This is a genomic window from Salmonella sp. JXY0409-18, assembly GCF_020268625.1.
GTDB classification, from domain to species: Bacteria; Pseudomonadota; Gammaproteobacteria; order Enterobacterales; family Enterobacteriaceae; genus Salmonella; species Salmonella enterica.
In genome coordinates this window covers 2362076-2386903 of the sequence record NZ_CP084216.1, presented here as the reverse complement: position 1 = coordinate 2386903, position 24828 = coordinate 2362076, and the positions used below count along the sequence as shown (strand labels likewise).

The 24828-nt window shown below is 52.3% G+C and carries 21 protein-coding genes; 8 read left to right on the top strand and 13 right to left on the bottom strand.

Features of this window, described 5'->3' with window-relative positions; translation table 11 throughout:
- Positions 1-17 precede the first annotated feature (17 nt).
- Together LDB27_RS11470 and manA are read right to left on the bottom strand one after the other, a co-directional pair.
- Positions 18-1526, bottom strand: a complete 1509-nt coding sequence (locus tag LDB27_RS11470; RefSeq protein WP_000753328.1) for a YdgA family protein — start codon at positions 1524-1526, stop codon at positions 18-20.
- Positions 1527-1628: 102 nt separating this feature from the next.
- Complete coding sequence (manA, locus tag LDB27_RS11465) at positions 1629-2804, bottom strand: mannose-6-phosphate isomerase (RefSeq protein WP_001170622.1); 1176 nt, start codon at positions 2802-2804, stop codon at positions 1629-1631.
- Between the two features lie 198 nt (positions 2805-3002).
- Here manA and fumB point away from each other — a divergent pair, with 198 nt between their 5' ends.
- The gene (gene fumB / locus LDB27_RS11460) at positions 3003-4649 is read left to right on the top strand and encodes a class I fumarate hydratase (protein WP_000066609.1); all 1647 of its coding nucleotides are present in this window, start codon (positions 3003-3005) and stop codon (positions 4647-4649) included.
- A gap of 167 nt (positions 4650-4816) precedes the next feature.
- Complete coding sequence (fumC, locus tag LDB27_RS11455; protein ID WP_000259117.1) at positions 4817-6220, top strand: class II fumarate hydratase; 1404 nt, start codon at positions 4817-4819, stop codon at positions 6218-6220.
- Here the strand turns inward: fumC and tus are convergent.
- The 5 genes from tus to rstA all read right to left on the bottom strand — a co-directional run bounded on the left by tus (position 6217) and on the right by rstA (position 12853).
- Positions 6217-7146: a DNA replication terminus site-binding protein gene (gene tus / locus LDB27_RS11450; RefSeq protein ID WP_225519847.1), complete on the bottom strand. Its 930-nt coding sequence runs from the start codon at positions 7144-7146 to the stop codon at positions 6217-6219. The genes fumC and tus overlap by 4 nt on opposite strands.
- Before the next feature lie 75 nt (positions 7147-7221).
- The gene (gene rstB, locus LDB27_RS11445; RefSeq protein WP_023137425.1) at positions 7222-8523 is read right to left on the bottom strand and encodes a two-component system sensor histidine kinase RstB; all 1302 of its coding nucleotides are present in this window, start codon (positions 8521-8523) and stop codon (positions 7222-7224) included.
- A 110-nt stretch (positions 8524-8633) separates the two neighbouring features.
- Entirely contained in the window at positions 8634-10340 is a 1707-nt protein-coding gene (locus LDB27_RS11440) for an amidohydrolase (RefSeq protein ID WP_225519846.1), read from the bottom strand.
- Positions 10341-10492: 152 nt separating this feature from the next.
- Positions 10493-11644 (bottom strand): porin OmpS2, encoded by a 1152-nt coding sequence (gene ompS2 / locus LDB27_RS11435; RefSeq protein WP_000824303.1) that lies wholly within the window; start codon positions 11642-11644, stop codon positions 10493-10495.
- Positions 11645-12121: 477 nt separating this feature from the next.
- The gene (rstA, locus tag LDB27_RS11430; protein WP_023257868.1) at positions 12122-12853 is read right to left on the bottom strand and encodes a two-component system response regulator RstA; all 732 of its coding nucleotides are present in this window, start codon (positions 12851-12853) and stop codon (positions 12122-12124) included.
- Between the two features lie 126 nt (positions 12854-12979).
- Here rstA and LDB27_RS11425 point away from each other — a divergent pair, with 126 nt between their 5' ends.
- Positions 12980-13315 carry a GlpM family protein gene (locus tag LDB27_RS11425; RefSeq protein ID WP_023137429.1) on the top strand — a complete coding sequence of 112 codons (336 nt, stop codon included), beginning with the start codon at positions 12980-12982 and terminating at the stop codon, positions 13313-13315.
- A 61-nt stretch (positions 13316-13376) separates the two neighbouring features.
- On the opposite strand, the gene LDB27_RS11420 is transcribed toward LDB27_RS11425, so the two are convergent.
- Entirely contained in the window at positions 13377-14759 is a 1383-nt protein-coding gene (locus LDB27_RS11420; protein WP_000412353.1) for an amino acid permease, read from the bottom strand.
- Between the two features lie 298 nt (positions 14760-15057).
- The gene (gene ydgH / locus LDB27_RS11415) at positions 15058-16002 is read right to left on the bottom strand and encodes a DUF1471 family protein YdgH (RefSeq protein ID WP_000769292.1); all 945 of its coding nucleotides are present in this window, start codon (positions 16000-16002) and stop codon (positions 15058-15060) included.
- Between the two features lie 526 nt (positions 16003-16528).
- Here ydgH and pntA point away from each other — a divergent pair.
- Complete coding sequence (pntA, locus tag LDB27_RS11405) at positions 16529-18058, top strand: Re/Si-specific NAD(P)(+) transhydrogenase subunit alpha (protein WP_023212214.1); 1530 nt, start codon at positions 16529-16531, stop codon at positions 18056-18058.
- Between the two features lie 10 nt (positions 18059-18068).
- Positions 18069-19457, top strand: a complete 1389-nt coding sequence (pntB, locus tag LDB27_RS11400; RefSeq protein ID WP_000014056.1) for a Re/Si-specific NAD(P)(+) transhydrogenase subunit beta — start codon at positions 18069-18071, stop codon at positions 19455-19457.
- A 174-nt stretch (positions 19458-19631) separates the two neighbouring features.
- Here the strand turns inward: pntB and LDB27_RS11395 are convergent, their stop codons facing one another.
- Positions 19632-20666 carry an AI-2E family transporter gene (locus LDB27_RS11395; protein ID WP_001118264.1) on the bottom strand — a complete coding sequence of 345 codons (1035 nt, stop codon included), beginning with the start codon at positions 20664-20666 and terminating at the stop codon, positions 19632-19634.
- Between the two features lie 417 nt (positions 20667-21083).
- Between LDB27_RS11395 and mdtJ the strand changes: the two genes are divergently transcribed.
- On the top strand, positions 21084-21446 hold the full coding sequence (gene mdtJ / locus LDB27_RS11390; RefSeq protein ID WP_000500279.1) for a multidrug/spermidine efflux SMR transporter subunit MdtJ: 363 nt from the start codon (positions 21084-21086) through the stop codon (positions 21444-21446).
- Positions 21433-21762 (top strand): multidrug/spermidine efflux SMR transporter subunit MdtI, encoded by a 330-nt coding sequence (gene mdtI / locus LDB27_RS11385; protein WP_001183821.1) that lies wholly within the window; start codon positions 21433-21435, stop codon positions 21760-21762. The genes mdtJ and mdtI overlap by 14 nt, the downstream gene beginning before the upstream one ends.
- A 39-nt stretch (positions 21763-21801) precedes the next feature.
- Here the strand turns inward: mdtI and LDB27_RS11380 are convergent, their stop codons facing one another.
- Together LDB27_RS11380 and asr are read right to left on the bottom strand one after the other, a co-directional pair.
- Positions 21802-22623: a trypsin-like serine peptidase gene (locus tag LDB27_RS11380; protein WP_000549638.1), complete on the bottom strand. Its 822-nt coding sequence runs from the start codon at positions 22621-22623 to the stop codon at positions 21802-21804.
- 268 nt (positions 22624-22891) lie between these two features.
- Positions 22892-23140 (bottom strand): acid resistance repetitive basic protein Asr, encoded by a 249-nt coding sequence (gene asr, locus LDB27_RS11375; protein ID WP_000756317.1) that lies wholly within the window; start codon positions 23138-23140, stop codon positions 22892-22894.
- A gap of 235 nt (positions 23141-23375) precedes the next feature.
- Between asr and LDB27_RS11370 the strand changes: the two genes are divergently transcribed.
- Positions 23376-23468 carry a KPN_01571 family protein gene (locus LDB27_RS11370; RefSeq protein WP_001068154.1) on the top strand — a complete coding sequence of 31 codons (93 nt, stop codon included), beginning with the start codon at positions 23376-23378 and terminating at the stop codon, positions 23466-23468.
- 66 nt (positions 23469-23534) lie between these two features.
- Here the strand turns inward: LDB27_RS11370 and LDB27_RS11365 are convergent, their stop codons facing one another.
- Positions 23535-24788 carry an MFS transporter gene (locus tag LDB27_RS11365; RefSeq protein ID WP_000091786.1) on the bottom strand — a complete coding sequence of 418 codons (1254 nt, stop codon included), beginning with the start codon at positions 24786-24788 and terminating at the stop codon, positions 23535-23537.
- Positions 24789-24828: the final 40 nt, after the last annotated feature.

Below are 24828 nucleotides of genomic sequence, written 5' to 3'. Positions count from 1 at the left end.
GACACCCGGCAAGGCGATTATTGTTGAGGCAGCGCCGGAACGTCCGGAACGGAAAGCGCCGGCATTCCAAACAGGCCGACAAAGTCTTCCAACGGCATTTTTTGTCCGTTGAGCGTGATCTGGCCATTGGCGTACTGCAAACTGGAGGCGATAGTATTATCCTTCAGCGTTGTCAGTCGGAACATCTGACCCATTGCGGACAGCCCCTGCACCTGCTGTTTTGCCAGTTTTTCCGCATCATCCTGCTGATAGCCTTCCAGTTTTGCTATCTGCGTCATAAATTCGACCGCCATGTCCATCGGAATTGCCAGTTTCGCATCCAGCGATTTCACGGAGCGGTCGACTTCCTGCGCCAGCGTTTGCGGTTGTGCCGTTGTGGTTGCCGGATCTTTGAGGAACAGCGACAGATTCAGCGTGGTTTCCCCTTTGGCGTTTTTCCAGCTAAGCGGCGCCAGGGTCAGTACCGGATCGCCTTTTAACAGCACGGGGAGAGCGCTAAAGAACGCTTCAGTGACTTTTTGCTGATAAAGCTCAGGATTCTGCGCCACGTCCGGCTGATTCAACAGCGCCTGCGTTTGCGCATGATATTGCTGACTAAACTGGTGCCAGGCTTCGCCGTCGATTTGACCGACTTTCAGCGTTAATTTACCGCTGCCCAAATCCTGATTCTGCACTTTCAGGCTGTTAAGCGAGTAATCCAACTGGCTGTTAATGGTTTTTCCGTCGTTGACGAGATCGGACTTGCCGGCAATTTCCATCCCTTCCAGCACCGCCATCTCTTTACCCTCAATGGCGATGGACAGTTTATCCAGCGTTAACTTTTGGTCGCCTACACGCTCGCCAAAGCTTGCCAGCTTACTGGTACCGTCTGTTTTCAAATTATTAAAGGTGAGTTGGACCTTCTGATTATATTCGTTAACGGCATCGACCAGGCCGCTCTGCGCTTCGCCCGACAGCGAAACCACATTACCGTCTTTATCGGCGTTAAGCTGGAACTCGCCGCCGCTAAAGGCGACCTTTTCACCGGCATTCTCGTAGTTTAACGGCTTGAGAGAGATATCGGAGCGGGTATCGCCGCCATAACCAATGCGGGTATTGATAACAAAGGGCGTGTCGCCTTTCGCGATATCAAAGAGGGGTTTTGCCGCATCGTTATTCACCAGGGTGGTTTTTACCGACGCCATAGAAGGGATCAGATTGAGCGTTTTGAGCTGGGCGAGCGGGAAGGGGCCATGTGAAACGGACTCGTCCAGCACAATGCTTTGCCCGGGCTTCAACCAGGTATTGTCTGCGCCGGCAACCGGTTTGACAACCAGTTGCAGATGGCTACTGAACACGCCACGCTGGTAGTTTTGATAACTTAATTCGACACCGGCCTCCGGCGCAGTACGCTTGAGCTGTTCATTGGCCTGAGTCACCATTTCTGCAAGATGGTTCTCCAGCTTTTTCCCCGTATACCAGGCGCCGCCTGTCCAGACGATGCCAAGTGCAATCACTACACCTGCAGCTACCAGTGTTTTTTTCATATCAATTGTCCATAAAAATGAAACCAGGCGGATTAAACCGCCTGGAGGAGTTTTACGTCTGTTATAAGCTTAGCAAGAGTTGTTAAAAAATTCAGTACGTTGCTACAGCTTGTTATAAACACGCGCTAAACGGCCTGTGCCGCTGGCGTTAACCGGAGACTCATCCGCGCCGATAAAGGCCGATTCACCCGGCTTCAGTACCAGACGCTGTTCATCTTTACGTAACACCGCCTCACCCTCAACGCAGAACAGAATCGCGGCGCTGTGTTGGCCGATGCTCGTCTCCTGAAGCGCCAGGTCGTGCAGTGAAAAAGCAAAATCGTCAACCGGAATTGGGAAGTCCAGCTCCGCGCCGCTTTTCACCGGGGCCGTCAGCAACTCGCCGGCAGGTTTAGGTTCGAACTTCACGTTCGCGACCAGCTCAGGGATGTCGATATATTTTGGCGTAAGGCCAGCGCGCAGAACGTTATCGGAGTTTGCCATGACTTCCAGCGCAACGCCCTGCAGATAAGCATGAGGCGTTTCGGCAAACAGGAACATCGCTTCGCCGGGATTCAGTTTGACCACATTCAGCAACAAAGGAGAGAAAAGCCCGCTGTCGTCAGGATAATACTCTGAAATCACGCGGATCGTTTGCCACGGTTCGCCTTGCTGGCTGTTAAGCGCCGCTTTGAGTACGGCTAACGCGCGGGATTTTTCTTCGCCTTGCATATTCAACAGGCTGGCGAAAAGCTGGCTCAGACGTTCAGCGTTCGGCGCCTGCAAAAAGTGGGCGATAGCGGAATGCGCGCCGGCGACAGGTTGCAGTAAAGAGACAATGTCAGAAAATTCGCGGAACGCGTTCATCGCCAGGAAAGGCGTCAGGGCAAAAACCAGCTCTGGTTTATGGTTAGGATCTTTATAGTTCCGCTCTGCGGCATCCATGGGGATACCCGCCGCATTTTCTTTCGCGAAACCGATTTCGGAGTTGCGTTTATTCGGGTGTACCTGAATAGAGAGCGGCTGCGCGGCGCACAGTACTTTAAACAGAAACGGCAGTTCGCCGAAACGGTTGGCTACCGCTTCGCCCAGCATGGCGGTTTTATTCTTTTCGATGGCGTCACGCAGGGAGACGGTTTCGCCGTTGGCGGTGGTGATTCGCGAGCTGCTTTTGGGATGCGCGCCCATCCAGAGTTCAGCCATTGGCTGCTGCTGCGGATTGGCGATGCCATAAAGTTCCGTTAACGCAGTTTTACTTCCCCAGGCATAGTTTTGCACTGAGTTAATGAGTTTTTGCATTATCAAGCCCTGTTTCAATGTGGAGATCAATGGGAGTATTAAACCAAGAAACCCGCATGAAGTAACCTCCACGCGTAAAAAGTCGTACTTGTCTCAGTTTTTGTTAAAAAATTGTGTAGGATAGTGTTACTCGCTTTTAGTCGGGCAATGGAACACCTGCCCAGAGAATAACCATACCGAGCGGTAAGTGAGAGCACAATGTCAAACAAACCCTTCTTTTATCAAGACCCTTTTCCCCTCAAAAAGGACGATACCGAGTACTACTTGTTGACCAGCGAACATGTTTCCGTCGCCGAATTCGAAGGACAAGAGATCCTGAAAGTCGCGCCGGAAGCGCTAACGTTGTTGGCGCGTCAGGCCTTCCACGATGCGTCTTTTATGTTACGTCCCGCGCATCAGCAGCAGGTGGCGGATATTCTGCGCGATCCGCAGGCCAGTGAAAACGACAAATATGTCGCGCTGCAATTCCTGCGAAACTCCGATATCGCGGCCAAGGGCGTGTTGCCTACCTGCCAGGATACCGGTACGGCCATTATTGTCGGCAAAAAAGGCCAACGCGTCTGGACTGGTGGAGGTGATGAAGCGGCGCTGGCTCGCGGCGTATATAACACCTATATCGAAGATAACCTGCGCTATTCGCAGAACGCGGCGCTGGATATGTACAAAGAGGTCAATACCGGTACTAACCTGCCGGCGCAGATCGATCTCTACAGCGTCGATGGCGATGAATATAAATTCCTCTGTATCGCTAAAGGCGGCGGATCGGCGAATAAAACCTACCTCTATCAGGAGACAAAAGCGCTTCTGACGCCGGGTAAGCTCAAAAATTATCTCGTCGATAAGATGCGTACGCTGGGCACCGCCGCCTGTCCGCCGTATCACATTGCGTTTGTCATTGGCGGCACCTCGGCGGAAGCGAACCTGAAGACCGTTAAGCTGGCCTCGGCAAAATACTATGATGCGCTACCGACCGAAGGCAATGAACACGGGCAGGCCTTCCGCGATATTGAGCTGGAAAAAGAATTGTTGCTTGAGGCGCAAAATCTTGGCTTAGGCGCGCAGTTCGGCGGCAAGTATTTCGCTCACGATATTCGTGTCATCCGATTGCCGCGCCACGGGGCATCGTGTCCGGTAGGTATGGGCGTGTCCTGCTCCGCGGATCGAAACATTAAAGCGAAGATCAACCGGGAAGGGATCTGGATCGAGAAGCTGGAGCGCAATCCAGGTAAATATATTCCTGAGGCGCTGCGCCAGGCGGGAGAGGGCGAGGCGGTGCGCGTTGATCTTAACCGTCCCATGAGCGAGATACTGCAACAACTGTCGCAGTATCCGGTATCAACGCGCCTGTCGCTGAACGGCACGATTATTGTGGGCCGCGACATCGCGCACGCTAAACTGAAAGAACGTATGGACAGAGGCGAAGGTTTGCCGCAGTACATCAAAGATCATCCTATCTATTATGCGGGGCCGGCAAAAACGCCGGAAGGGTACGCCTCCGGGTCGCTTGGGCCGACTACCGCAGGACGGATGGACTCTTATGTTGATCAGCTCCAGTCGCAGGGCGGCAGTATGATCATGCTGGCGAAAGGCAACCGCAGCCAGCAGGTGACCGATGCCTGTAAGAAACATGGCGGCTTCTACCTGGGCAGTATCGGCGGCCCGGCAGCCGTTCTGGCGCAGGGCAGTATCAAGCGCCTGGAGTGCGTGGAATATCCTGAACTGGGTATGGAGGCTATCTGGAAAATTGAAGTGGAGGATTTTCCTGCCTTCATTCTGGTGGATGATAAAGGTAACGATTTCTTCCAGCAGATTCAGTCATCGCAGTGCGCGCGCTGCGTTAAGTAATGTCGCCGCCCTGCGGGGCGGTAACATGATTCGCTATTTTGCCGGAGAACGGCGCAAGCGCCTTATCCGGTCTACACCGTTGTGTTGTTATCGTTAATACTCATAAGACCGCAAACATGTGAGCAATGTCGACACATGATCTCATCAACTTGAGTAAGGAGCAGGTAATGGTAACGGTACGCCGCGAGAAAGATTCAATGGGCGCGATTGAAGTCCCGGCAGATAAACTGTGGGGGGCGCAGACTCAACGTTCGCTGGAGCATTTTCGGATTTCCACGGAGAAAATGCCCGTCTCGCTCATTCATGCTCTGGCGTTGACCAAGCGCGCCGCTGCGAAGGTCAACCAGGACTTAGGGTTGTTGGCGGCGGAAAAAGCCAGCGCGATTATCCAGGCGGCTGATGAAGTGCTGGCGGGAAAACATGCTGATGAGTTTCCGCTGGCGATTTGGCAGACCGGGTCCGGTACGCAAAGCAACATGAATATGAATGAAGTGTTAGCGAACCGCGCCAGTGAAATTTTGGGCGGCGTTCGCGGTATGGAACGCAAGGTGCATCCCAATGATGACGTCAATAAGAGTCAAAGCTCAAACGATGTGTTCCCAACCGCCATGCACGTGGCGGCGTTACTGGCGTTGCGCGAACACCTTATCCCGCAATTATCCGCATTAACGGATACGCTTCGCGATAAATCCCACGCTTTCGCCGATATTGTCAAAATTGGCCGTACTCACCTGCAGGACGCGACGCCGCTCACCTTAGGCCAGGAGATTTCCGGTTGGGTAGCCATGCTGGAACATAACCTCAGACACATTGAGCACAGTTTACCGCACGTCGCGGAACTGGCGCTCGGCGGAACCGCAGTAGGGACAGGGCTTAATACCCACCCGGAATATGCCCGGCGCGTGGCCGAGGAACTGGCGACGATTACCGCGGCGCCGTTTGTTACCGCCCCGAATAAATTCGAAGCGCTGGCGACCTGTGACGCGTTGGTACAGGCGCATGGCGCATTAAAAGGGCTGGCGGCCTCGCTGATGAAAATCGCCAACGATGTTCGCTGGCTGGCATCCGGCCCGCGCTGCGGCATTGGCGAGATTGCTATCCCTGAGAATGAGCCGGGCAGTTCCATTATGCCTGGTAAAGTGAACCCGACCCAGTGTGAAGCGGTAACGATGCTATGTTGCCAGGTGATGGGTAACGATGTGGCCATCAATATGGGGGGCGCATCGGGCAACTTTGAGCTCAACGTCTATCGTCCGATGGTTATTCATAATTTTCTGCAAACGGTGCGCCTGCTGGCCGATGGCATGGCGAGTTTCAATCAACACTGTGCATCAGGAATCGAGCCAAACCGCGAGCGTATTACGCAGTTGCTGAATGAGTCGCTGATGCTGGTCACTGCGCTGAATACGCACATCGGTTACGATAAAGCGGCGGAGATTGCGAAGAAGGCGCATAAAGAAGGGCTGACGCTCAAAGCCTCAGCCGTGGCATTAGGATATCTTAGCGATGAGGAGTTCGACGCCTGGGTACGTCCGGAATTGATGGTTGGCAGTATGACGCCGGGACGTTAATCCGCCACATACAGGTGCAGTCGCGGAATAGTCAGTCGCAGCGGTTGCGCCTGTGGTTTAAAACGGTGCTGAATATTATCGGCGTCATAGTTTTCCAGCCCGCCAATATCCGGCACGCCAGCGCCGTTGTCCGTGTTGATTAATGCGATAATCGGCGTGGGGCAGGCGTGTTGCACCTGTTTCTGCTGGCCTTTATACCAGATGCGGGCGATCGGCTGTACTTTAACCGGACGCTTAATCTTGAGTCGGGCCTGCTGCGGTAAGGCAGCGATATCCTGATATTCCCGTTCCAGCTTGAATTGCCATTGTTCGCGCGTCCACGGCGGGACGCTGCGCGGCGACGCGAGGCTTTTTTTCAACTGGCTCAGAACCTCATCCCGGCTTAAATTTTTAATAATATGTTTATTTGCCCAGCCGAAACGTATAGTGGCGGGGTTATTGATAAGCGTCAGCGTGCGGTAAGCGTTCAGCGTAATTAAGCCGGGTAGATGCCGATGCACCCACTCAAAACGTGCCGCTGAGGGAAGACCGGACTCTACCGTAACCATCTGCTCGAAGGTGGTTTTCAACTGGTTAATGCGCTGTACCTGATTTTCCAGATCTAACTGTGTCGCATTATCCACTTGATAGCATAAGACGCCAGGCAGGCGGACGGCGGCTTTACTGCTGCGGTTTTCGGACTGCTGTTGAATAAACAAATGGCGATAGTGACGTAGCGCCAGCGCTTCGGCCTCTTTCCCCAGATGTTGCGTTACCTCGATAGTATCCAGCGGCGCATGTTCCGCCTCTTTGGTCACCTGCGGCAGTGAAAAGACACGGGCGATAAGTAGCGAATGCTGCTGTAGATTATCCGTCAGCGCCGCCAGGTGTTGTTCTATCTGGCGAAAAGTGCCATTCAGGCGTTCAACGAGATCGTAGCGGGACATGGTATCACTCACTTTAGTTACAACATACTATCTGTATAGCACAGTTCCCGCCGCTCAACCAGCGTGCAAAATACGTCAGGCAGCGGTCATGTCGGGCATCGCGTGCCAGACCGGCCAGTGAAAGCTAAATTTTGCGCCGCCCAGTTCGCTCTCGTCACAGACGACGCTACCGCCCATCGCCAGGGCGATAGAGTGTACGATGGCGAGTCCAAGCCCGCAGCCGCCTGTCGCCCGGTCTCTACTGGGGTCGAGTCTGACAAAAGGTTCAAATACGCGCTCTCGCGCATCCGCTTCAATGCCGGGGCCGTCATCTTCGACTATCAGCGTTGCCTGACTGCCGTCGAGTAACAGACTGACCTGAACGGTGGTACGACTGTAGCGCAACGCATTATTCAGCAGGTTATCCAGCACTCGCGACATTAACCGCATATCAAGCGCGCCATAATCGCCAATTACAGATGTGAGAAGGTTTACGGCACGTTCCGGGTTCACGCTCTGCACATCCTGCAAATGCGCGAGCAACCAGGCGGGGAGGTCGGGTTCGGTCAACATCAGTTCATTTTGCGGTCGGTCAAGGCGCGCATAGGTGAGCAGTTCTTCAATCAGCGCTTCCAGTTGACCAATATCGCGATTGAGCGCCTGTGATTCCGGCGGTGTCAGATTTTCACTCATTTCAAGCCGATAGCGTAAACGTACCAGCGGCGTGCGAAGCTCGTGGGCGATACCGTCAATCAGCTGTTTTTTACTGGCGATCAGAGCATTAATGTTATCCGCCATCTGGTTGAACGCGACACCCAGACGTTCGAAACTGGAGCCATTATCGAAGTGCAGGCGTTCAGTCAAGTGACCCTCGCCAAAGCGCTGTGCGGCGGATTCGAGCCTGAGCATTTCTTGCCAGTGCGGGCGCATCCAGATAAACACAGGAAAGGCGAGAGAAAAGGCAATGAGCGCCATTAAGGCGATATCCAGCAGTCGCATTTGATGCAGGAAATAGAGATAGGGAACCGGGCCAACCGCCAGGACGTAATGGCTGCGCGGGATACGCTGAATAAAGGTGTATTGATCGTCAAGCGCGACAATATCGCCTTCACGCAGTCGCTGCGTGGTGGCGGCATCAAGCTTATAGTGATTTAACGGTTCAACGCGTAAATCGAAAGAGAGGTTCAGGTCCATCTCTTTTAACGTTTTCCCCCATTCACGCGGCGGAATTTCCCGCAGTTCGCTGCGCATCAGATAGAGCGAACTTTTCATCAGATCGTCGAGCGATTGCCTGCCCGCGCGTTCGGCAGTGAATTTGTACACCAGTCCGACCAATAAGGTCATGACCAGAAAACAGACGAACAGCAAAAGATAAAACTGCACAAACAGCTTTTTCATCAACGCCCACCGGATCTCAATACATTAGCTCTATCGCGCGCTGACGAAAAAGATTTCCCGTCAGCGCCGCTGGTGGGTTATAAAAGCAGGCTTTGCGTCAACTGACAACCTCATTGTCCGGCGTTAAGGTCCGGACTTTCGTGAACAATGCGTCCATCGACAAGCGTCAAAACAGCGCGAATGGTATCAATTCTGTCTTCCGGCATCGTCATAAATGGCTGATTGAGTACCGCCAGATCGGCCTGTTTTCCGACGCTAAGCTGGCCCCGGTGTTGTTCGGCAAAGGCGAGCCAGGCGGCATGACGTGTATATAACGCTAGCGCTTCCAGACGCGTGAGCCGCTCGCTGGCGGGTTTACGCACGGAACCGCCTGACGCTATACCGGTGATATGATATTCGATAGCGTGCCAGACACCGGCAATGCCAATACGCGTCGAATCGGTGCCGCCAGCTACGACAAGCCCTTTATCCAGCGCCAGTCGAACCGGCGGCGAATTGTCCGTCGCGCCGGGTGGATTGGCGTCACGGATGGCAAGCCACTCAAAGTAAGGCCCCATTTGCACAGTGTATGCCAGGCCCAGCTTACGCATTCGCTCAAGCGTCTGTGGCGAACCGGTATTCAGATGCGCAATAGACCAGCGGAGAGGGCGCAGATCGTACTGCTGCGCTACCTGCTCAAAAATCGTCAATATCGCGTCGGCGCTGTCATCGGTATAGGCGTGGATCTCAAGCGGTATTCCCCGTTTTGCCGCAAGCGTCGCGACCTGGCGAAGCGCGGTTTTGTCCTGCTCTGAGGAAGAAAACCCTGGGGCCATCCGCACGCCGTCATTCATTCCGGCCACCAGGCTTTCCCCCAGGCCAAGAAAAGCCAGTTGCCCGTCATCGGCACGCGCCGGGCGAAAGGCCATCAGGTTGCTGAACCACTGCGCTTCATGACCTTTCGCTTCCGGCTGTACCGGAATGCGATACCCCACGCGCAGCGGTAAATCCCCCTGGTTTCGCATTGTAAATAAAGGCTCATAAGCGGCGGCAGGCCCGGCAGAGGGGTCAATGATGCCGGTCACGCCGCGAGCGTTCATATCAGCGAAAAATTGCCGCAGACCACCCTCGCGATCGGCGTTACGACTTATGCTGGCAAAAAGCTGGTTAAACGCGGCGATGTCACCAAATAATTTCCCCGTGGCGCTACCTTTTGCGTCGCGCTCTACGCGGATTCCCGCTAAATCAGGAGGAGGGGTGTCGTTAAGGCCAAGTACGTCTATACCGCGCTGATTCACTAACGCATAGTCGTAAAGATACTGAATATAAGCCGGATGATCGGGAAGGGCGTGGCTCAGTTCGGCTACCGTCGGCGCCCGGTTTTCTGCAAATTGCGCCGGTATCCACGATCCCACTACGGCTACCCATTGATCGTGGGGACGACGGTTAGCGTCGGCGCGTAATTTATCCAGCGCGTCTTTAAGCGAAGGGCTGTCGTACCAGTAGGTTTCGAATGTCCAGGTTTGTCCGCCGCGAATGGCGTGGATATGGGTATCGGTCAGACCGGGTATCACGGTTTTACCCTGTAAATCGATGGTACGGGTATGGTCGCCGCGCCATTCATCTGTCGCCGTATCATCGCCAATCGCCACAATCCGCGAGCCGAAAATCGCCAGCGCGCTGGCCTGCGGCTGGGCATCATTCAGAGTGATGATATTACCGTTATGCAAAATAATATCCGCTGCCGGGCGGGCGGCGGTGGCTGCGCCTGTGGCCGTGAGCAGAAAGAGAAGCGCGGTTCTGGAAAGCAGAGGCGGGACGAGACTGATCATTAGCATGTTCCTTTTGTCGGGCGATAAGCAAACCATAGAGAGCGAACAAGAATTGTTCAATCTGTGCCCAGGGAACAGTGCGTTCTGTTTTTAGAACGGTGGTGATAGAAAAAGAAAAGCCCGCCGAAACGGCGGGCTTGAGAAGAATTAATGAATAATTAGAACTGGTAAACCATACCCAGCGCGACGATATCATCAGTGCTGATACCGGCATCTTTATAGAACTGGTCGTCATCATCCAGCAGGTTGATTTTATAATCAACATAGGTGGAGAAGTTTTTGTTGAAATAGTAGGTAGCACCTACATCAGCATATTTAACCAGGTCTTTATCATCGCCATTAACGTTGTTATAGGTCAGATCTTTACCTTTAGACATCAGGAAAGAAACCGCCGGGCGCAGACCGAAATCAAATTGATATTGGGCTGTAACTTCGAAGTTTTGCGTTTTGTTTGCTACGCCGCCAGCATAACCCGTGTCCGTTTTACCATAAGGCGTCATATTACGGGTTTCAGAATACATAGTCGCTAAATAGATGTTGTTGGCATCATATTTCAAACCAGCTGTCCAGGCATCCGCTTTGTCGCCGCCAGCAATCGTGCCGCCAGCATTGACTTGCTCATTAGTACGATCGGAAGTGGTATACGCAGCGCCTGCGCTGAAGCCCATGCCAATATCATAGGTAGTAGAAATACCGAAGCCATCACCGTTATCGTAACGAATATCGTCGCCATTATTACGGTTATTGGTACCGATATTTACATCGTCAGCGCTTTGGCTTTCATTTTTACCCTGATATTGCAACGCGAAGTTCAGACCGTCTACCAGACCGAAGAAATCAGTGTTACGGTAGGTGGCCACGCCGTTAGCACGACCGGTCATGTAGTTGTCAGCGTAAGTATAGGAGTCGCCGCCGAACTCAGGCAGCATATCGGTCCAGCCTTCCACGTCGTACAGGACGCCGTAGTTACGACCATAGTCGAATGAGCCGTAGTCGCCGAATTTCAGGCCGGCGAATGCCAGACGAGTCCAGGAATTAGCGCCTTCGCCTTCGGTAGTGTTAGCCTGAACGTTATATTCCCACTGGCCGTAACCGGTCAGTTGGTCGTTAATCTGTGTTTCGCCTTTAAAGCCGAAACGCATATAGGTCTGATCGCCATCTTTAGAAGAGTCATCAGAGAAATAGTGCAGGCCGTCTACTTTCCCGTAAAGGTCCAGTTTGTTGCCGTCTTTGTTATAAATTTCAGCGGCGTGTGCTGCGCCAGCAGCCAGCAGAGCCGGAATGACAAGTGCCAATACTTTTCTTTTCATTTTTTATCCTTAAAAACTTAACTTATTTGCAAAAGATTGAACTTCTACAGATTCGTTGAATCAAAGGCATCCTAATCTGAATAATATTATTTCAGCAAATGCTAACTTTTCTTATATGTTATTAATTAATACAAAAGTTACTATCGGAAACGCACATATTTATGGTGAATATATTTGTTATTATATATTCATGATTATGATTTGTTTGGTTTCACAATTTGCGAAAAAAGACGGCAATATAGCGCCGGGCAGACATTCTGTTATCAATTTTGTGAACTGGATTCGAGTTTTTTTAATTTAATTTTCTTGAGCGAAAAAGACGTAATGATGAGCCGCAACGCAGAGAAAACGGTAATAAAGGGGCCGTTTCGACTAATAAAAATAGCATTCATGTATACAATGTCTGTTTTTTGAACAGTGGCGGTGATGAGCATCGCCACTATGATTTGATAAAGGCAGGTAAAATCTGCAGCTAACTTATCCCGACGTTTCGTCCCAGGCATGAGGGGCAAAAAGATAGCCTTTATTGCGAATGGTCTTTATACGATAGGGCTCAGCAGCGCTATCCAGCAGTTTCTTACGCAGGCGGGAAATCGCCACATCCACGCTGCGATCCAGACCATCATAATTGACGCCGCGCAGCGTTTTTAGCAACGCGTCGCGATCCATAATTTGTCCGGCGTGTGTCGCCAATTCCCAGAGCAATTCAAAATCGGCGGTGGAGAGCGATATGAAATCGCCATTGAGCTGGACCGCCCGGTTAAGGGGATCGATGGTTAACGCGCCAAAACGCAGCGCTTTATGCGGCGTAAGCGCGCTCTCCTGAAGACTTTTTGCCTGTTGCGTTTGTTCGCTTTGCCGCAGGTGTAAGCGCAGACGCGCCAGCAAAACGGCCGGAGGCGTGGTTTTGAGGATGTAGTCGCAGGCGCCCATCTCCAGCGCCAGAATATGATTCATATCACTGTCCAGCGAGGTGAGCAGGACAATCGGGCCTTGCCAGCGGTGGCGTAAATCGCGGCATATCGTCATGCCATCTTTACCTGGAAGCATAATATCCAGTAAAACCAGATCGGGCTGAGTGGTGAGGATAAGATCCTCCGCCCGGTCACCACGCGGCTCAACAATGACATCAATATCATGTTTCGCCAGATAAGCGGCAATGAGAGAACCCACTTCAGCGTCGTCTTCAACAAATACAATGCGGTTCATATTATAAATGGAGAATAGAAAACGCCAACATACACCGCCTCTGTTTTCCCTTCCATAAATCTTTTCTAAACGAGAGCGGTTCCGTTATGCTACACGCTGTTGTTATTAGCGTGTTAAGGCAAGGTAATGGGACTCGTGATTAAAGCTGCCCTGGGGGCGCTGGTCGTCGTATTGATTGGTCTGCTGTCAAAAACGAAAAATTATTATATCGCCGGATTAATTCCTCTGTTTCCAACGTTTGCGCTTATCGCGCACTATATCGTGGCCAGCGAGCGGGGCATCGACGCGATGCGTACCACCATCGTCTTTAGCATGTGGTCGATCATTCCTTATTTCATTTATCTTGCAACGCTATGGTATTTCAGTGGTGTGATGCGCCTGCACGTCGCGCTTGGCGGTGCGGTGGTCTGCTGGGGGCTAAGCGCGTGGCTGCTGATTTTTTGCTGGATTAAATGGCATTAATATTGGCACAGACCGTGGTTTCCCCATCGTAATACATACGGATATTACGATGGGGAGGTTGTTAACCCACCAGCATCCACGTAGCCGGAACCGCCGCGACCAGCAATAAACCAATCAGCACGACTTCCTGACGATTTAATACGTTGTCATGCTTGTGCGTTCGACGCGCATACAGGAAAACCAGTAATCCAGGCGCGTACAGTACGACGGACAGCAGCAGGTGCATGGGACCCGACGCATATAATAACCATAAGCCATAAATACAGGCTCCGATACCGACCGCCCGATGGAGGGGACGCGTTGCAATCTTCAGCAGAAATGCGCCGACCAGAAAGTAGGGCACCAGAATCATTTCTGACGCAATCGTCAATAGCGTGTTGTAGTCTGAACCGGTAAGCCAGATCAGTACCAGACAGATTTGCACACAGATATTGGTGAGCCATAACGACGCAGAAGGCGCGCCTTGCGCATTTTGTCGCGCGAAGATGCCCGGGAAGGATTTATAGGCTGCCGCCAGAAACGGCACCTCCGCCGCCATGATAGTCCAGCTTAGATAAGCCCCGCAGACAGACACAATCAGTCCCGCCGCAATAATAATTTCTCCCCACGGCCCCATCATTTTTACCATCAGTCCGGCCATCGACGGGTTACGCATCTCCGCCAGTTCCGGACGCGCAAGAACGCCAAGAGAAAGCAGCGTGACCAGGAGATATATTCCCAGCGCTGCGAGTACCGCCAGTAGCGTGGCGCGGCCTACATCGCGTTTATTTTTCGCTCGGGCCGAGACGACGACGGCGCCTTCAACGCCAATAAACACCCACAGCGTAATAAGCATGGTGTTCTTGACCTGTTCCCATACGGGAATACCGAGCTCAACACCGGTGAAGTCCAGTGTGAAGGTATCCAGTTTGAACATCATGATAGCCAGCACAATAAACGCGCCGAGCGGTAACAGTTTCGCCAGAGTCGCGACCAGATTGATGCTGGCTGCCGTTTGTACGCCGCGCAGGATGAGGAAATGGACAATCCAGAGCAGGACTGAAGCGCCGACAATAGCCTGCCAGGTATTACCGTCGCCAAACAGACGCAGCGCAGGCGTATCGGTAAAGAAACTCAGCGCTGAAAAAACGATAACCAAATAGGATACGTTGGCGATGACCGCGCACAGCCAATAGCCCCAGGCAGAACAAAAGCCAATCAGTTCGCCGAAGCCTTCGCGGGCGTAAGTAAAGATACCGCCGTCAAGCTCGGAGCGAATGCGCGTGAGGATTAACATGGCGAATGCCAGTAAGAGTATCCCCACGCCGGTAATGGCCCAGCCAATTAACAACGCAGCCGGACTGGCAACGGCGGCCATATTCTGGGGCAGACTGAAAACACCTGCGCCAAGCATTGAGCTTAAAACCAGCGCGGTCAGCGCGCTCAGTCCCAGTTTTTTTTCCATTGGTATCCAGCTATAAAAATGAAATTGGAAGAATAATTATTATGGCAAAACGCATAAAAATGGTGAAAGCCACTAAGGCGCGGGATTTTACGGAGAGAAGGGACCGCATGCAACGGCCTGGATAAGATTTATCGCCAAAAAAGCGAAAAGTGAGATTCATCGCGATATTTGACGGAACTGGCATCCCGCGAGAAAGTGCCTGATGGTGGCTTATCAGGCCTGCCGTTGAACGATCGTGTAGGCCTGATAAGCTAGGTATGCCGCCATCCGGCGAGAAAGCCTGATGGCGACGCGCGCCTTATTTGTAGAGGTCGGCGCTGATGGTGATGTTATTGCCGCGCTCCTGCCACTGACGCGTAATATGATAATACTTAGCGCCTTTCTTCGCCGCGCGTTTGGCGACCTGGTAGGAGATTTCTGTCATATTGCCGTAGTTGCCGGTGAACTTAACGCTGTCGAAAGGCACCATCATCGCAGCCGTCGCTTTATTCAGCTCCTCAACTTTAGTGCCATCCGGAAGTGTGACAGTGTAACGCCCACCTTTGGTGGATTGCGTTTCGAAGAAACGGCCTACTTCGGCGCTCGGCGAGGCTGACGTAGCGACGCCTGGAATTTCGACTTTCTTCGCAGCTTCGCCGCCCTGAGCCAGCGCGGCGCGGCCAGCTTCAGAGTCTGCCGGAATAGCGTCCGGGCTCTGGACGATGCGTTTTTTCGCATCTTGTTTATAGATAAATGCAGTGATGCGCTGGTTTCCGCCCTGATTCGCATCCACCTGACGAACAATATAGAAAGCGTATGCGTCTTTCTGTTTCGCCGCTTTCGTAATGGCATCGTTAACTTCCGGCTGGCTACGGTAGAAGCCCTGAACGGTGACGGTGTCATACGGTTCTAATTGTACGGCCTGGTCTTTCGGTAATTCCACGATGCCATTAATGACACGATTTTTGGGCGCGTCGGCTTTCGGCGCGTCGGCTTTATACACGTCCGCCACAACACGCCAGTTACCACTGTTGCCGAACTCCGAGGTGTCGACAACATAGAAGGAGGCTGCGCCTTCTTTATCTGCGCGGCGGGACACGGCGGAGACCGCATCGCCAATAGCATTAAAACGACCGGTAATAACGATGCGGTCATAAGGTTTTAGTGCAGCCGCTTGCTCCGGCGTCAGTTCTGTTGCTGCATGGACAGAAAAAGCAGCCGCAGAAAGCAGTGCCGACGCCAGGAGAGTGTTCTTAAGCTTCATAAAAATAATCCTTCGCCTTGCGCAAACCAGGTACTGGTATTGTTATTGACTAGAAACGTGGCTGATTATTGCATTTAAACCATATGGATGTCTGCGGGATTTTTCACGCATCGTGTCATGTATCCTATCTTTGATGATAACATTTACCGATATGTCGAAAAAAACGGCGTCCGGGCGGCTAAGCTAATGAAGCGCATGAATTTAATAAGTTAATTTAATGTTAATTTCTTGATATCGACAGAGGTTTAATGATGTTTTACTGTCAAATTTGAGCGAATTATCAGCCCTCGCAGGCCATTTTCAAGGCATTATGGCTGCTTAGCGGCTGAATCGTTCATGTTTTGCAAATTTGATAAAAAATTCTGTTTTTTGGCGCTAGATCACAGGCGTTATTTTCAGTAGGTTATAGAGAGTTTGTAACGGTTTTATTCTGCAGGGGTAACATTTACCTCAAACGCGGGCAGGCGTACGCTTCTCGCGCTTACTGACAAACCATCATCAAAAATACCGATGGAAGGGAACATTTATGCGAATTGGCATACCAAAAGAGCGGTTACCCAATGAAACCCGTGTCGCTGCGACGCCGAAAACGGTAGAGCAGCTACTGAAGCTGGGGTTTAGCGTCGCTATCGAAAGCGGGGCGGGTCAACTGGCAAGTTTTGACGACAAAGCGTTTGCGCAGGCTGGCGCGGATATTGTAGACGGCAATGCTATCTGGCAGTCGGAAATTATTCTCAAGGTTAATGCGCCTGAAGAAGAGGAAATCGCTTTACTGAACCCCGGGACTACGCTGGTCAGTTTTATATGGCCTGCGCAAAATCCTGGGTTAATGGAGAAACTTGCCGAACGTAAGGTCACGGTGATGGCGATGGACTCCGTGCCGCGTATTTCCCGCGCGCAGTCGCTCGACGCGTTAAGCTCAATGGCGAATATCGCGGGTTATCGCGCCATTGTAGAGGCCGCGCATGAATTTGGGCGCTTCTTTACCGGGCAAATCACCGCCGCCGGGAAAGTGCCGCCGGCGAAGGTGATGGTGATTGGCGCGGGTGTAGCTGGTCTTGCGGCTATCGGCGCGGCAAACAGCCTGGGGGCGATTGTCCGCGCGTTTGACACTCGTCCTGAAGTCAAAGAGCAGGTTCAGAGTATGGGGGCTGAGTTCCTCGAACTGGATTTTAAAGAGGAAGCCGGTAGCGGCGATGGTTACGCCAAAGTCATGTCCGAGGCGTTTATCAAAGCGGAAATGGCGCTCTTTGCCGCCCAGGCCAAAGAGGTCGACATCATTGTTACCACCGCGTTGATTCCGGGCAAACCAGCGCCGAAGCTGATTACCCGCGATATGGTCGATTCTATGAAAGCCGGCAGCGTGATTGTCGACCTGGCCGCGCAGAATGGCGGTAACTGCGAATATACCGTCGCCAATCAGGTTGTGACGACGGACAATGGCGTGAAAGTGATTGGCTACACCGATTTACCGGGGCGTTTGCCGACGCAGTCATCCCAACTTTATGGCACCAACCTGGTTAACCTGCTGAAGCTGCTGTGCAAAGAGAAAGACGGCAATATTGACGTGGATTTTGACGATGTCGTGATCCGTGGCGTGACGGTGATTCGCGACGGCGACATTACCTGGCCTGCGCCGCCAATCCAGGTTTCCGCACAGCCACAGTCCGCGCCTAAAGCAGCACCTGCGCCAAAAGAGCCGGAAAAGCCCGCTTCACCCTGGCGGAAGTATGCGTTAATGGCGCTGGCGATCATTCTTTTTGGCTGGCTGGCCGATGTCGCGCCAAAAGAGTTCCTCGGCCATTTTACCGTGTTTGCGCTCGCCTGCGTGGTTGGTTATTACGTGGTGTGGAACGTGTCTCATGCGCTTCATACGCCATTAATGTCGGTGACCAACGCAATTTCAGGGATTATTGTTGTCGGGGCATTATTGCAAATTGGTCAGGGCGGCTGGGTCAGCTTCCTGAGCTTTATCGCGGTGCTTATCGCCAGCATTAATATTTTCGGTGGCTTCACCGTGACTCAGCGTATGCTGAAAATGTTCCGGAAAAACTAAGGGGTAACACATGTCTGGAGGATTAGTTACAGCTGCATACATTGTTGCCGCGATCCTATTTATTTTCAGTCTTGCCGGGCTTTCAAAGCATGAAACGTCCCGCCAGGGGAATAACTTCGGTATTGCCGGGATGGCGATCGCGTTGCTGGCGACCATTTTCGGGCCGGATACCGGCAACGTGGCATGGATTCTGGTCGCCATGATTATTGGCGGCGCGATTGGCATCCGCATGGCGAAAAAAGTTGAGATGACCGAGATGCCGGAGCTGGTCGCGATTCTGCACAGTTTCGTGGGCCTGGCGGCGGTACTGGTTGGCTTTAACAGCTATCTGTACCATGACGCCAGTCTGGCGCCGGTGCTGGTGAATATCCATCTGACCGAAGTCTTCCTCGGTATCTTTATTGGCGCAGTCACTTTCACTGGATCGATCGTAGCGTTTGGTAAACTGCGCGGCAAAATTTCTTCTAAGCCGTTGATGTTGCCTAACCGTCACAAAATGAACCTGGCGGCGCTGGTTGTTTCTTTCCTGTTGCTGCTGGTTTTTGTCCGCACCGAAAGCGTGGGTCTACAGGTTCTGGCGCTGCTGCTGATGACCATTATCGCGCTGGCGTTTGGTTGGCATCTGGTCGCCTCTATCGGCGGGGCGGACATGCCGGTGGTTGTTTCAATGCTGAACTCCTATTCCGGTTGGGCTGCCGCGGCGGCTGGCTTTATGTTAAGCAACGATTTGCTGATTGTGACCGGCGCGCTGGTCGGTTCGTCAGGCGCGATCCTGTCTTACATTATGTGTAAAGCGATGAACCGCTCTTTCATCAGCGTTATTGCCGGTGGGTTCGGTACTGACGGCTCCTCAACAGGCGACGATCAGGAAGCTGGCGAACATCGCGAAATCACAGCGGAAGAGACTGCTGAGATGCTGAAAAACTCCCACTCCGTCATTATTACGCCGGGGTACGGGATGGCGGTGGCGCAGGCGCAGTATCCGGTGGCGGAAATCACCGAAAAACTGCGTGCGCGCGGTATCAACGTGCGTTTCGGCATTCATCCGGTGGCGGGGCGCTTGCCGGGGCATATGAACGTGCTGTTGGCGGAGGCGAAAGTGCCTTATGACATCGTGCTGGAGATGGACGAGATCAATGATGATTTCGCCGATACCGATACCGTGCTGGTAATTGGCGCGAACGATACGGTGAACCCGGCGGCGCAAGACGATCCCCGCAGCCCGATCGCCGGTATGCCGGTTCTCGAAGTGTGGAAAGCACAGAATGTCGTGGTCTTTAAGCGTTCAATGAATACTGGTTATGCTGGTGTGCAGAACCCGCTGTTCTTTAAAGAGAATACGCAAATGCTGTTTGGCGATGCCAAAGCCAGCGTGGATGCAATTCTGAAAGCGCTTTAATCTTTTAAACGTGCGGCGGCCTCTTCGGAGGCCGTTTTTATAAACTTCACCCTTTAAGCTGCCTCTTTGTTGGCTGCGCTCAGAAACCCCGGTCACATCGTTATCTATGCTCCCGGGGATTTCTTCCCTTGCCGCCGCGATGCATCTTGAATGATTTTGTGTATGTATTGCATTTTATCTTTTGTTTAAATCGCTAAGCAGAACGGCGATACTCTGCCCGCCGGTGGTCTGTTCGAGGGCGATTTTGACAATGATGGTTAACGGAACGGAGAGCAACATGCCCACCGGACCTAATAGCCAGCCCCAGAAAATTAACGACAAAAATACCACTAAGGTTGAAAGGCCTAAACCACGTCCCATGATACGTGGCTCAAGGATATTGCCGAAGACCAGATTAATCAGCAGATAGCCTGCCAGCACCAGCAGCGCATCATAAAACCCGTTAAATACCAGCACCTGAATAATGGGCGGCAGGGCAGCGAGCACCGATCCAATATTAGGAATATAGTTCAGCGCGAAGGCCAGTAGACCCCAGACAAAGGCGAAGCGGACATCCAGCGCGGCCAGCATTCCCCATGCGACCAGCCCCGTCACGATACTGATCGCTGTTTTTAACACCAGATAATGGGAAACGCTATCAAGCGCGCGTTGAATTGCCGCCATGCCTTCCACCGGACGGCTCATCATCTGCTGCAGTTTTTCAGGCAATTGTGGAACCTCCAGCAGCATAAATACCACGGTCAATAACAATAAAAAGATGGACGACATGGCATTGGACAGCTGGGTGAGCAGGTTCGTTACCAGAGTCATGGCGGCGTTTGGATCGATATATTTCGCCAGCTCATCAACCGACACGCCAATGCCTGCTCGCTGTAACCACGGTTCAATACGTTGCAACGGTATCACCAATGAGGAGCGATATTGTGGTAGGGTACGAGCCAGTTCATTTAATGATGTCCCCAAATAGGCCAGTAGCAGTACCATTAACATAACAATAATCACAATGAGCAATGATACGGCGATAACGCGCGGAATTCGGCATCGGGTCATCCGTTGCGCAACGGGATTGAGAACGACTGCAATAAATAACGCCAAAATAAAGGGAACAATGATATCTGCGGCGAAGCGGATACCGCTCAGAATAACCACCAGCATTCCCAGCATAATGACGATTTTTAGACCATTGAGCGTGATGATCGGTTTTGCCATATCAGTCCCTGTTTTCTGATGCCGACTCGAATAATAATGTGATGTCGGTCGACCTGTTCTGGTTAAAATCAAACACTTCAGGTAAAGAAGTGAAAATATTTTGAGTTAATTCCTGGCTTATGATACAAATCAGGCGTGTTCAACTACCGAGGACAATTATCATCCGCGATGACGAGAAGCAACACTGCGGATAATTGTAATATTATGGACAATATGTTCAGCACTTTTTTCTCCACGCAAACGCATCTTCACTCTACCTCCTTTTTCCTGCTTATTGGCGAGCAGCACTGGCGTAACGCACTTTAGTCTCTCACTTCTGCCTGAGCTGGCGCAACGCGCTGTGCTAACTGATTTTATTTTTTAGTTTGCTGCGTGCAGCAGACTCGAAAGAGTATATTCTCATGCAGGAGAAGTGTCATGTTTTACTGGATTTTATTAGCTCTGGCTATCGCGACTGAAATTACCGGCACGCTCTCAATGAAATGGGCTAGCGTGGGTAATGGCAATGCGGGTTTTATTTTAATGCTGGTGATGATCACGCTGTCATATATATTTCTTTCCTTTGCGGTAAAAAAGATTGCCCTGGGTGTGGCGTATGCCTTATGGGAAGGGATCGGCATTTTATTTATTACCATTTTTAGCGTGCTGCTATTTGATGAAGCATTATCAACCATGAAGATTGCCGGCTTGCTGACGCTGGTCGCCGGCATCGTATTGATCAAATCAGGGACGCGTAAACCCGGCAAACCGGTGAAGGGGGCGGCTCGTGCAACAATTTGAATGGATACACGGCGCCTGGCTTGGGCTGGCAATAATGCTGGAAATCGCGGCTAACGTACTGTTGAAATTTTCGGACGGCTTTCGCCGTAAATGCTATGGCATCTTATCGCTTGCCGCTGTTCTGGCCGCCTTCAGCGCGCTTTCCCAGGCGGTTAAAGGGATAGACCTGTCGGTGGCGTATGCATTATGGGGCGGTTTTGGTATTGCCGCCACGTTGGCGGCGGGCTGGGTGCTCTTCGGTCAGCGCTTAAACCCCAAAGGCTGGGTTGGCGTGATATTGCTGCTCGCCGGAATGGTCATGATCAAATTTGCCTGAGACGATCGCTGCCTGTCGGTTCAGGCAGCGATTCCCGCATTAATCCTGCGCCAGTGCTTTCAGCTTATCGCGAAAGCCGGTGACGGATATAGCGCGGTTATCGGCGCGCCAGCGATCTTTAGCCGCAGGGGCGGAGCTTTGTACGCCAATGAGCTGCCATCCGCTATCCGTGTGCAATAAGAGCGGCGAGCCGCTGTCGCCAGGTAAGGTGTCGCACTGGTGTGAGAGTACGGCATTCTGCGCCCAGCCGGTCACGACGCAATCCTGATGGGAATAGAGCGCATTCAGATGATCTTCCGGATAACCGGACTGCGTGACTTTTCGGTCTGCGGCTTTCAACGCCGCAGTGAGCGCCGCTTTATCGCCGGTAAATAAAGGCACTGGCGTGATACCGGAAGGTGGGTAGCGCAATATTACCAGACCAAAATCCCAGCTTGCCGCGGCAGGCGGCACAATCCAGCCATCGCCATCCGCTTTCAGACGTCGGCCCAGCGACGGTTCAACGCGGCCTTCAATGCCGTGGATTTCATAGCGCCATACTCCTTTTCGCGCCACAAAACGCAGCGCAACCGCCTTGTCTGGTTTTCCTTTCGGTGGCGTTAGCAGGCAGTGACCTGCTGTCAGGGCGATATGCGGGGAGATAAGCGTTGCCGTACACAAATTACCGCTGGCGGTCTCTAGTTGCCCGATGGCATCCCACGGTGATTGGGTAGGATCGGCGACGGGCACCCGATCGTCATGGTTAAAAAAAAGCGTTTTAACGTCGCTGGCATCCGTGGCGTCTGTTTCAGCCTCCCCGGCTTTCGCCATAACCGGTAAAAAACACACTATGCCCAGTAATACAGCAATGGTTTTATGCATATCACACTCTGGTGGGTAATTATGATTATTAACAACAAACCCTCAGTACTACTATAGACGTGACGGTAAGAAAGTGGGAGTAAAATCAGATAACTACACTCAGGAAAGATAGAAATGCGTGGCAATAACGGCGCATAAAATAAGCACGATAAGAATGAGCTCAAAGCGGTAGCGAGACACTTTTTTGCCCTCCCGGAAGGCGGCGCTAAACCAGAACAATTTAGCGCCGTAAAAACGGGCGCGGGGGCGCGCCGCAGCATGTTACGACTTACGCAGCCGGTTGAGTAGTTGGTTTTGACGTGGTTTTGGCTGGCGCTTTACCACCTTTTTTCTGGTGCTTTTTAGCCGCCTGCGCTTTTTGCTCAACGGTTTTCTTATGCTGCTTTTTGTGGTGCTGGGTGGTCTGGGTTGTTTTGGCAGGCGTTGCGGTTTTCGCAGGCGTTGCAGTCTCAGCCGCGAATGCTGCGGAAGAGAGACCCATTGCAGCGGCAACAACCAGAGCTAATACTTTTTTCATTTTGATACCCTCGATTTGGTTTTCATTCAACCCCACTGCGGGGCCGGTGAAATGACTATATCGCTGTTATCAAAAGGCTTCCGTGAGTGATTGGTTTCGGCATGTAACGCTATGTACAATCCCCCGGTAACGCGATGTCAGCCCCCACCATAATAGGTAGCTTTACGTTACCGGCCGTTATTTTTGGTCGCAGAGTCGGTAATATTCGCTCTCCAGAATAACAAGTACACCGTATATGAATCCGATAATCTGGGTGGTATTTACGCTTCTGGCGCTGGATGCAATCAGAGAAGTCATGGGAGTATCAAGCTTGACAGGTCTGTGGTAAACAGTGAGTCGTGGCGTGAAACCAGCCCGGCGATAGCGCACGTTGCTATCGCCGGATTATTTCTTTTCAGGCGTGAAGACGATGATGTAACCGCGTCCCGACCAGGATGGCCAGCACCAGCATTAGCGCGATAAAACCGCCTACGCCGTTCCAGCCGTAACTATGCCAGAATACGCCGCCTAGCGTCCCGGCGATACTGGACCCCAGATAATAGCTGAAAAGATAAAGTGACGAGGCCTGTCCCTTCGCCCGGCGCGCACGCGGGCCAATCCAACTACTGGCCACGGAGTGCGCGGCGAAAAAGCCGGCGGAAAAAAGCAGCATTCCGGCAAAAATCAGCCAAAGCGAGGTAAAAAGTGTCAGTAAAAGCCCGCCCAGCATTACTGCGATAGAGAACAGCATCACCGGCCCCCGGCCATAGCGTGAGGTCATTGCGCCAGCTTTCGGCGAGCTCCATGTGCCGGTGAGATAGGCTACGGATAACAGTCCGACCACGGCCTGGCTTAATTCCCAGGGGGAGAGCATCAGGCGATAGCCAATGTAGTTAAACAGGGTGACGAATGCGCCCATCAGTAAAAAGCCTTCCGCAAACAGCAGAGGTAACCCCCGATCGCGCCAGTGGAGACGGAAATTAATAAATAGCGTTTTAGGCCGTAGCGACGTGGGACGGAAATGTTGTGAGGCGGGTAAAATCTTCCAGAACATCAGCGCGGACGCCAGCGCAAAGCATCCGATGGCCGCCAGCGCGATGCGCCAGTTAAAAAAGTCGGTCATGACGCCGCTTAATAAACGCCCGCTCATCCCGCCGATGGAATTACCGCTAATATAGAGCCCCATGGAGAAAGCGACAAAGCTGGGATGGATTTCTTCGCTCAGGTAGGTCATTCCCACCGCGGCGACGCCGCTTAACGATAGACCGATCAGCGCACGCATAATCAGAATACCATGCCAGCTGGTCATCATGGTTGATAACAATGTGCAGCAGGAGGCTAATAACAAGGCGGTGACCATCACCGGTTTACGGCCTATCGCATCAGAAAGCGGGCCAGTAAAAAGTAAGCCGATAGCCAGCATGGCGGTAGAAATAGAAAGTGAAACGCTGCTGCTGGCGGGGGAGACGCCAAACTCCTGGGAAAGTACCGGTAGTATAGGCTGAACGCAATAAAGGAGCGCGAAAGTCGCCAGGCCCGCGGAAAAAAGGGCCAGCGTGACGCGCATGAAAGGCGCTGTACCGCGTTTTATAAATTGAACCGGCTGAGAATGGCATTGTTCATCGATATCGCTCGCCGTGGCGTCATCGAGAATAGTTGTACGACTCACGTTAAATCCTTGCTTTACATCTCCGTCAACAGGAGACGGG

What these genes read in the sequence shown, in the direction of transcription:
- LDB27_RS11420 (WP_000412353.1), bottom strand. Translation starts at nt 14,759, where the DNA reads ATGGAAAAAAAACTGGGACTGAGCGCGCTGACCGCGCTGGTTTTAAGC.
- LDB27_RS11425 (WP_023137429.1), top strand. Translation starts at nt 12,980, where the DNA reads ATGGGACTCGTGATTAAAGCTGCCCTGGGGGCGCTGGTCGTCGTATTG.
- LDB27_RS11395 (WP_001118264.1), bottom strand. Translation starts at nt 20,666, where the DNA reads ATGGCAAAACCGATCATCACGCTCAATGGTCTAAAAATCGTCATTATG.
- tus (WP_225519847.1), bottom strand. Translation starts at nt 7,146, where the DNA reads ATGTCCCGCTACGATCTCGTTGAACGCCTGAATGGCACTTTTCGCCAG.
- fumB (WP_000066609.1), top strand. Translation starts at nt 3,003, where the DNA reads ATGTCAAACAAACCCTTCTTTTATCAAGACCCTTTTCCCCTCAAAAAG.
- LDB27_RS11470 (WP_000753328.1), bottom strand. Translation starts at nt 1,526, where the DNA reads ATGAAAAAAACACTGGTAGCTGCAGGTGTAGTGATTGCACTTGGCATC.
- LDB27_RS11380 (WP_000549638.1), bottom strand. Translation starts at nt 22,623, where the DNA reads ATGCATAAAACCATTGCTGTATTACTGGGCATAGTGTGTTTTTTACCG.
- rstA (WP_023257868.1), bottom strand. Translation starts at nt 12,853, where the DNA reads ATGAACCGCATTGTATTTGTTGAAGACGACGCTGAAGTGGGTTCTCTC.
- LDB27_RS11370 (WP_001068154.1), top strand. Translation starts at nt 23,376, where the DNA reads ATGAATCCGATAATCTGGGTGGTATTTACGCTTCTGGCGCTGGATGCA.
- pntA (WP_023212214.1), top strand. Translation starts at nt 16,529, where the DNA reads ATGCGAATTGGCATACCAAAAGAGCGGTTACCCAATGAAACCCGTGTC.
- fumC (WP_000259117.1), top strand. Translation starts at nt 4,817, where the DNA reads ATGGTAACGGTACGCCGCGAGAAAGATTCAATGGGCGCGATTGAAGTC.
- rstB (WP_023137425.1), bottom strand. Translation starts at nt 8,523, where the DNA reads ATGAAAAAGCTGTTTGTGCAGTTTTATCTTTTGCTGTTCGTCTGTTTT.
- ydgH (WP_000769292.1), bottom strand. Translation starts at nt 16,002, where the DNA reads ATGAAGCTTAAGAACACTCTCCTGGCGTCGGCACTGCTTTCTGCGGCT.
- asr (WP_000756317.1), bottom strand. Translation starts at nt 23,140, where the DNA reads ATGAAAAAAGTATTAGCTCTGGTTGTTGCCGCTGCAATGGGTCTCTCT.
- manA (WP_001170622.1), bottom strand. Translation starts at nt 2,804, where the DNA reads ATGCAAAAACTCATTAACTCAGTGCAAAACTATGCCTGGGGAAGTAAA.
- mdtJ (WP_000500279.1), top strand. Translation starts at nt 21,084, where the DNA reads ATGTTTTACTGGATTTTATTAGCTCTGGCTATCGCGACTGAAATTACC.
- pntB (WP_000014056.1), top strand. Translation starts at nt 18,069, where the DNA reads ATGTCTGGAGGATTAGTTACAGCTGCATACATTGTTGCCGCGATCCTA.
- LDB27_RS11440 (WP_225519846.1), bottom strand. Translation starts at nt 10,340, where the DNA reads ATGCTAATGATCAGTCTCGTCCCGCCTCTGCTTTCCAGAACCGCGCTT.
- ompS2 (WP_000824303.1), bottom strand. Translation starts at nt 11,644, where the DNA reads ATGAAAAGAAAAGTATTGGCACTTGTCATTCCGGCTCTGCTGGCTGCT.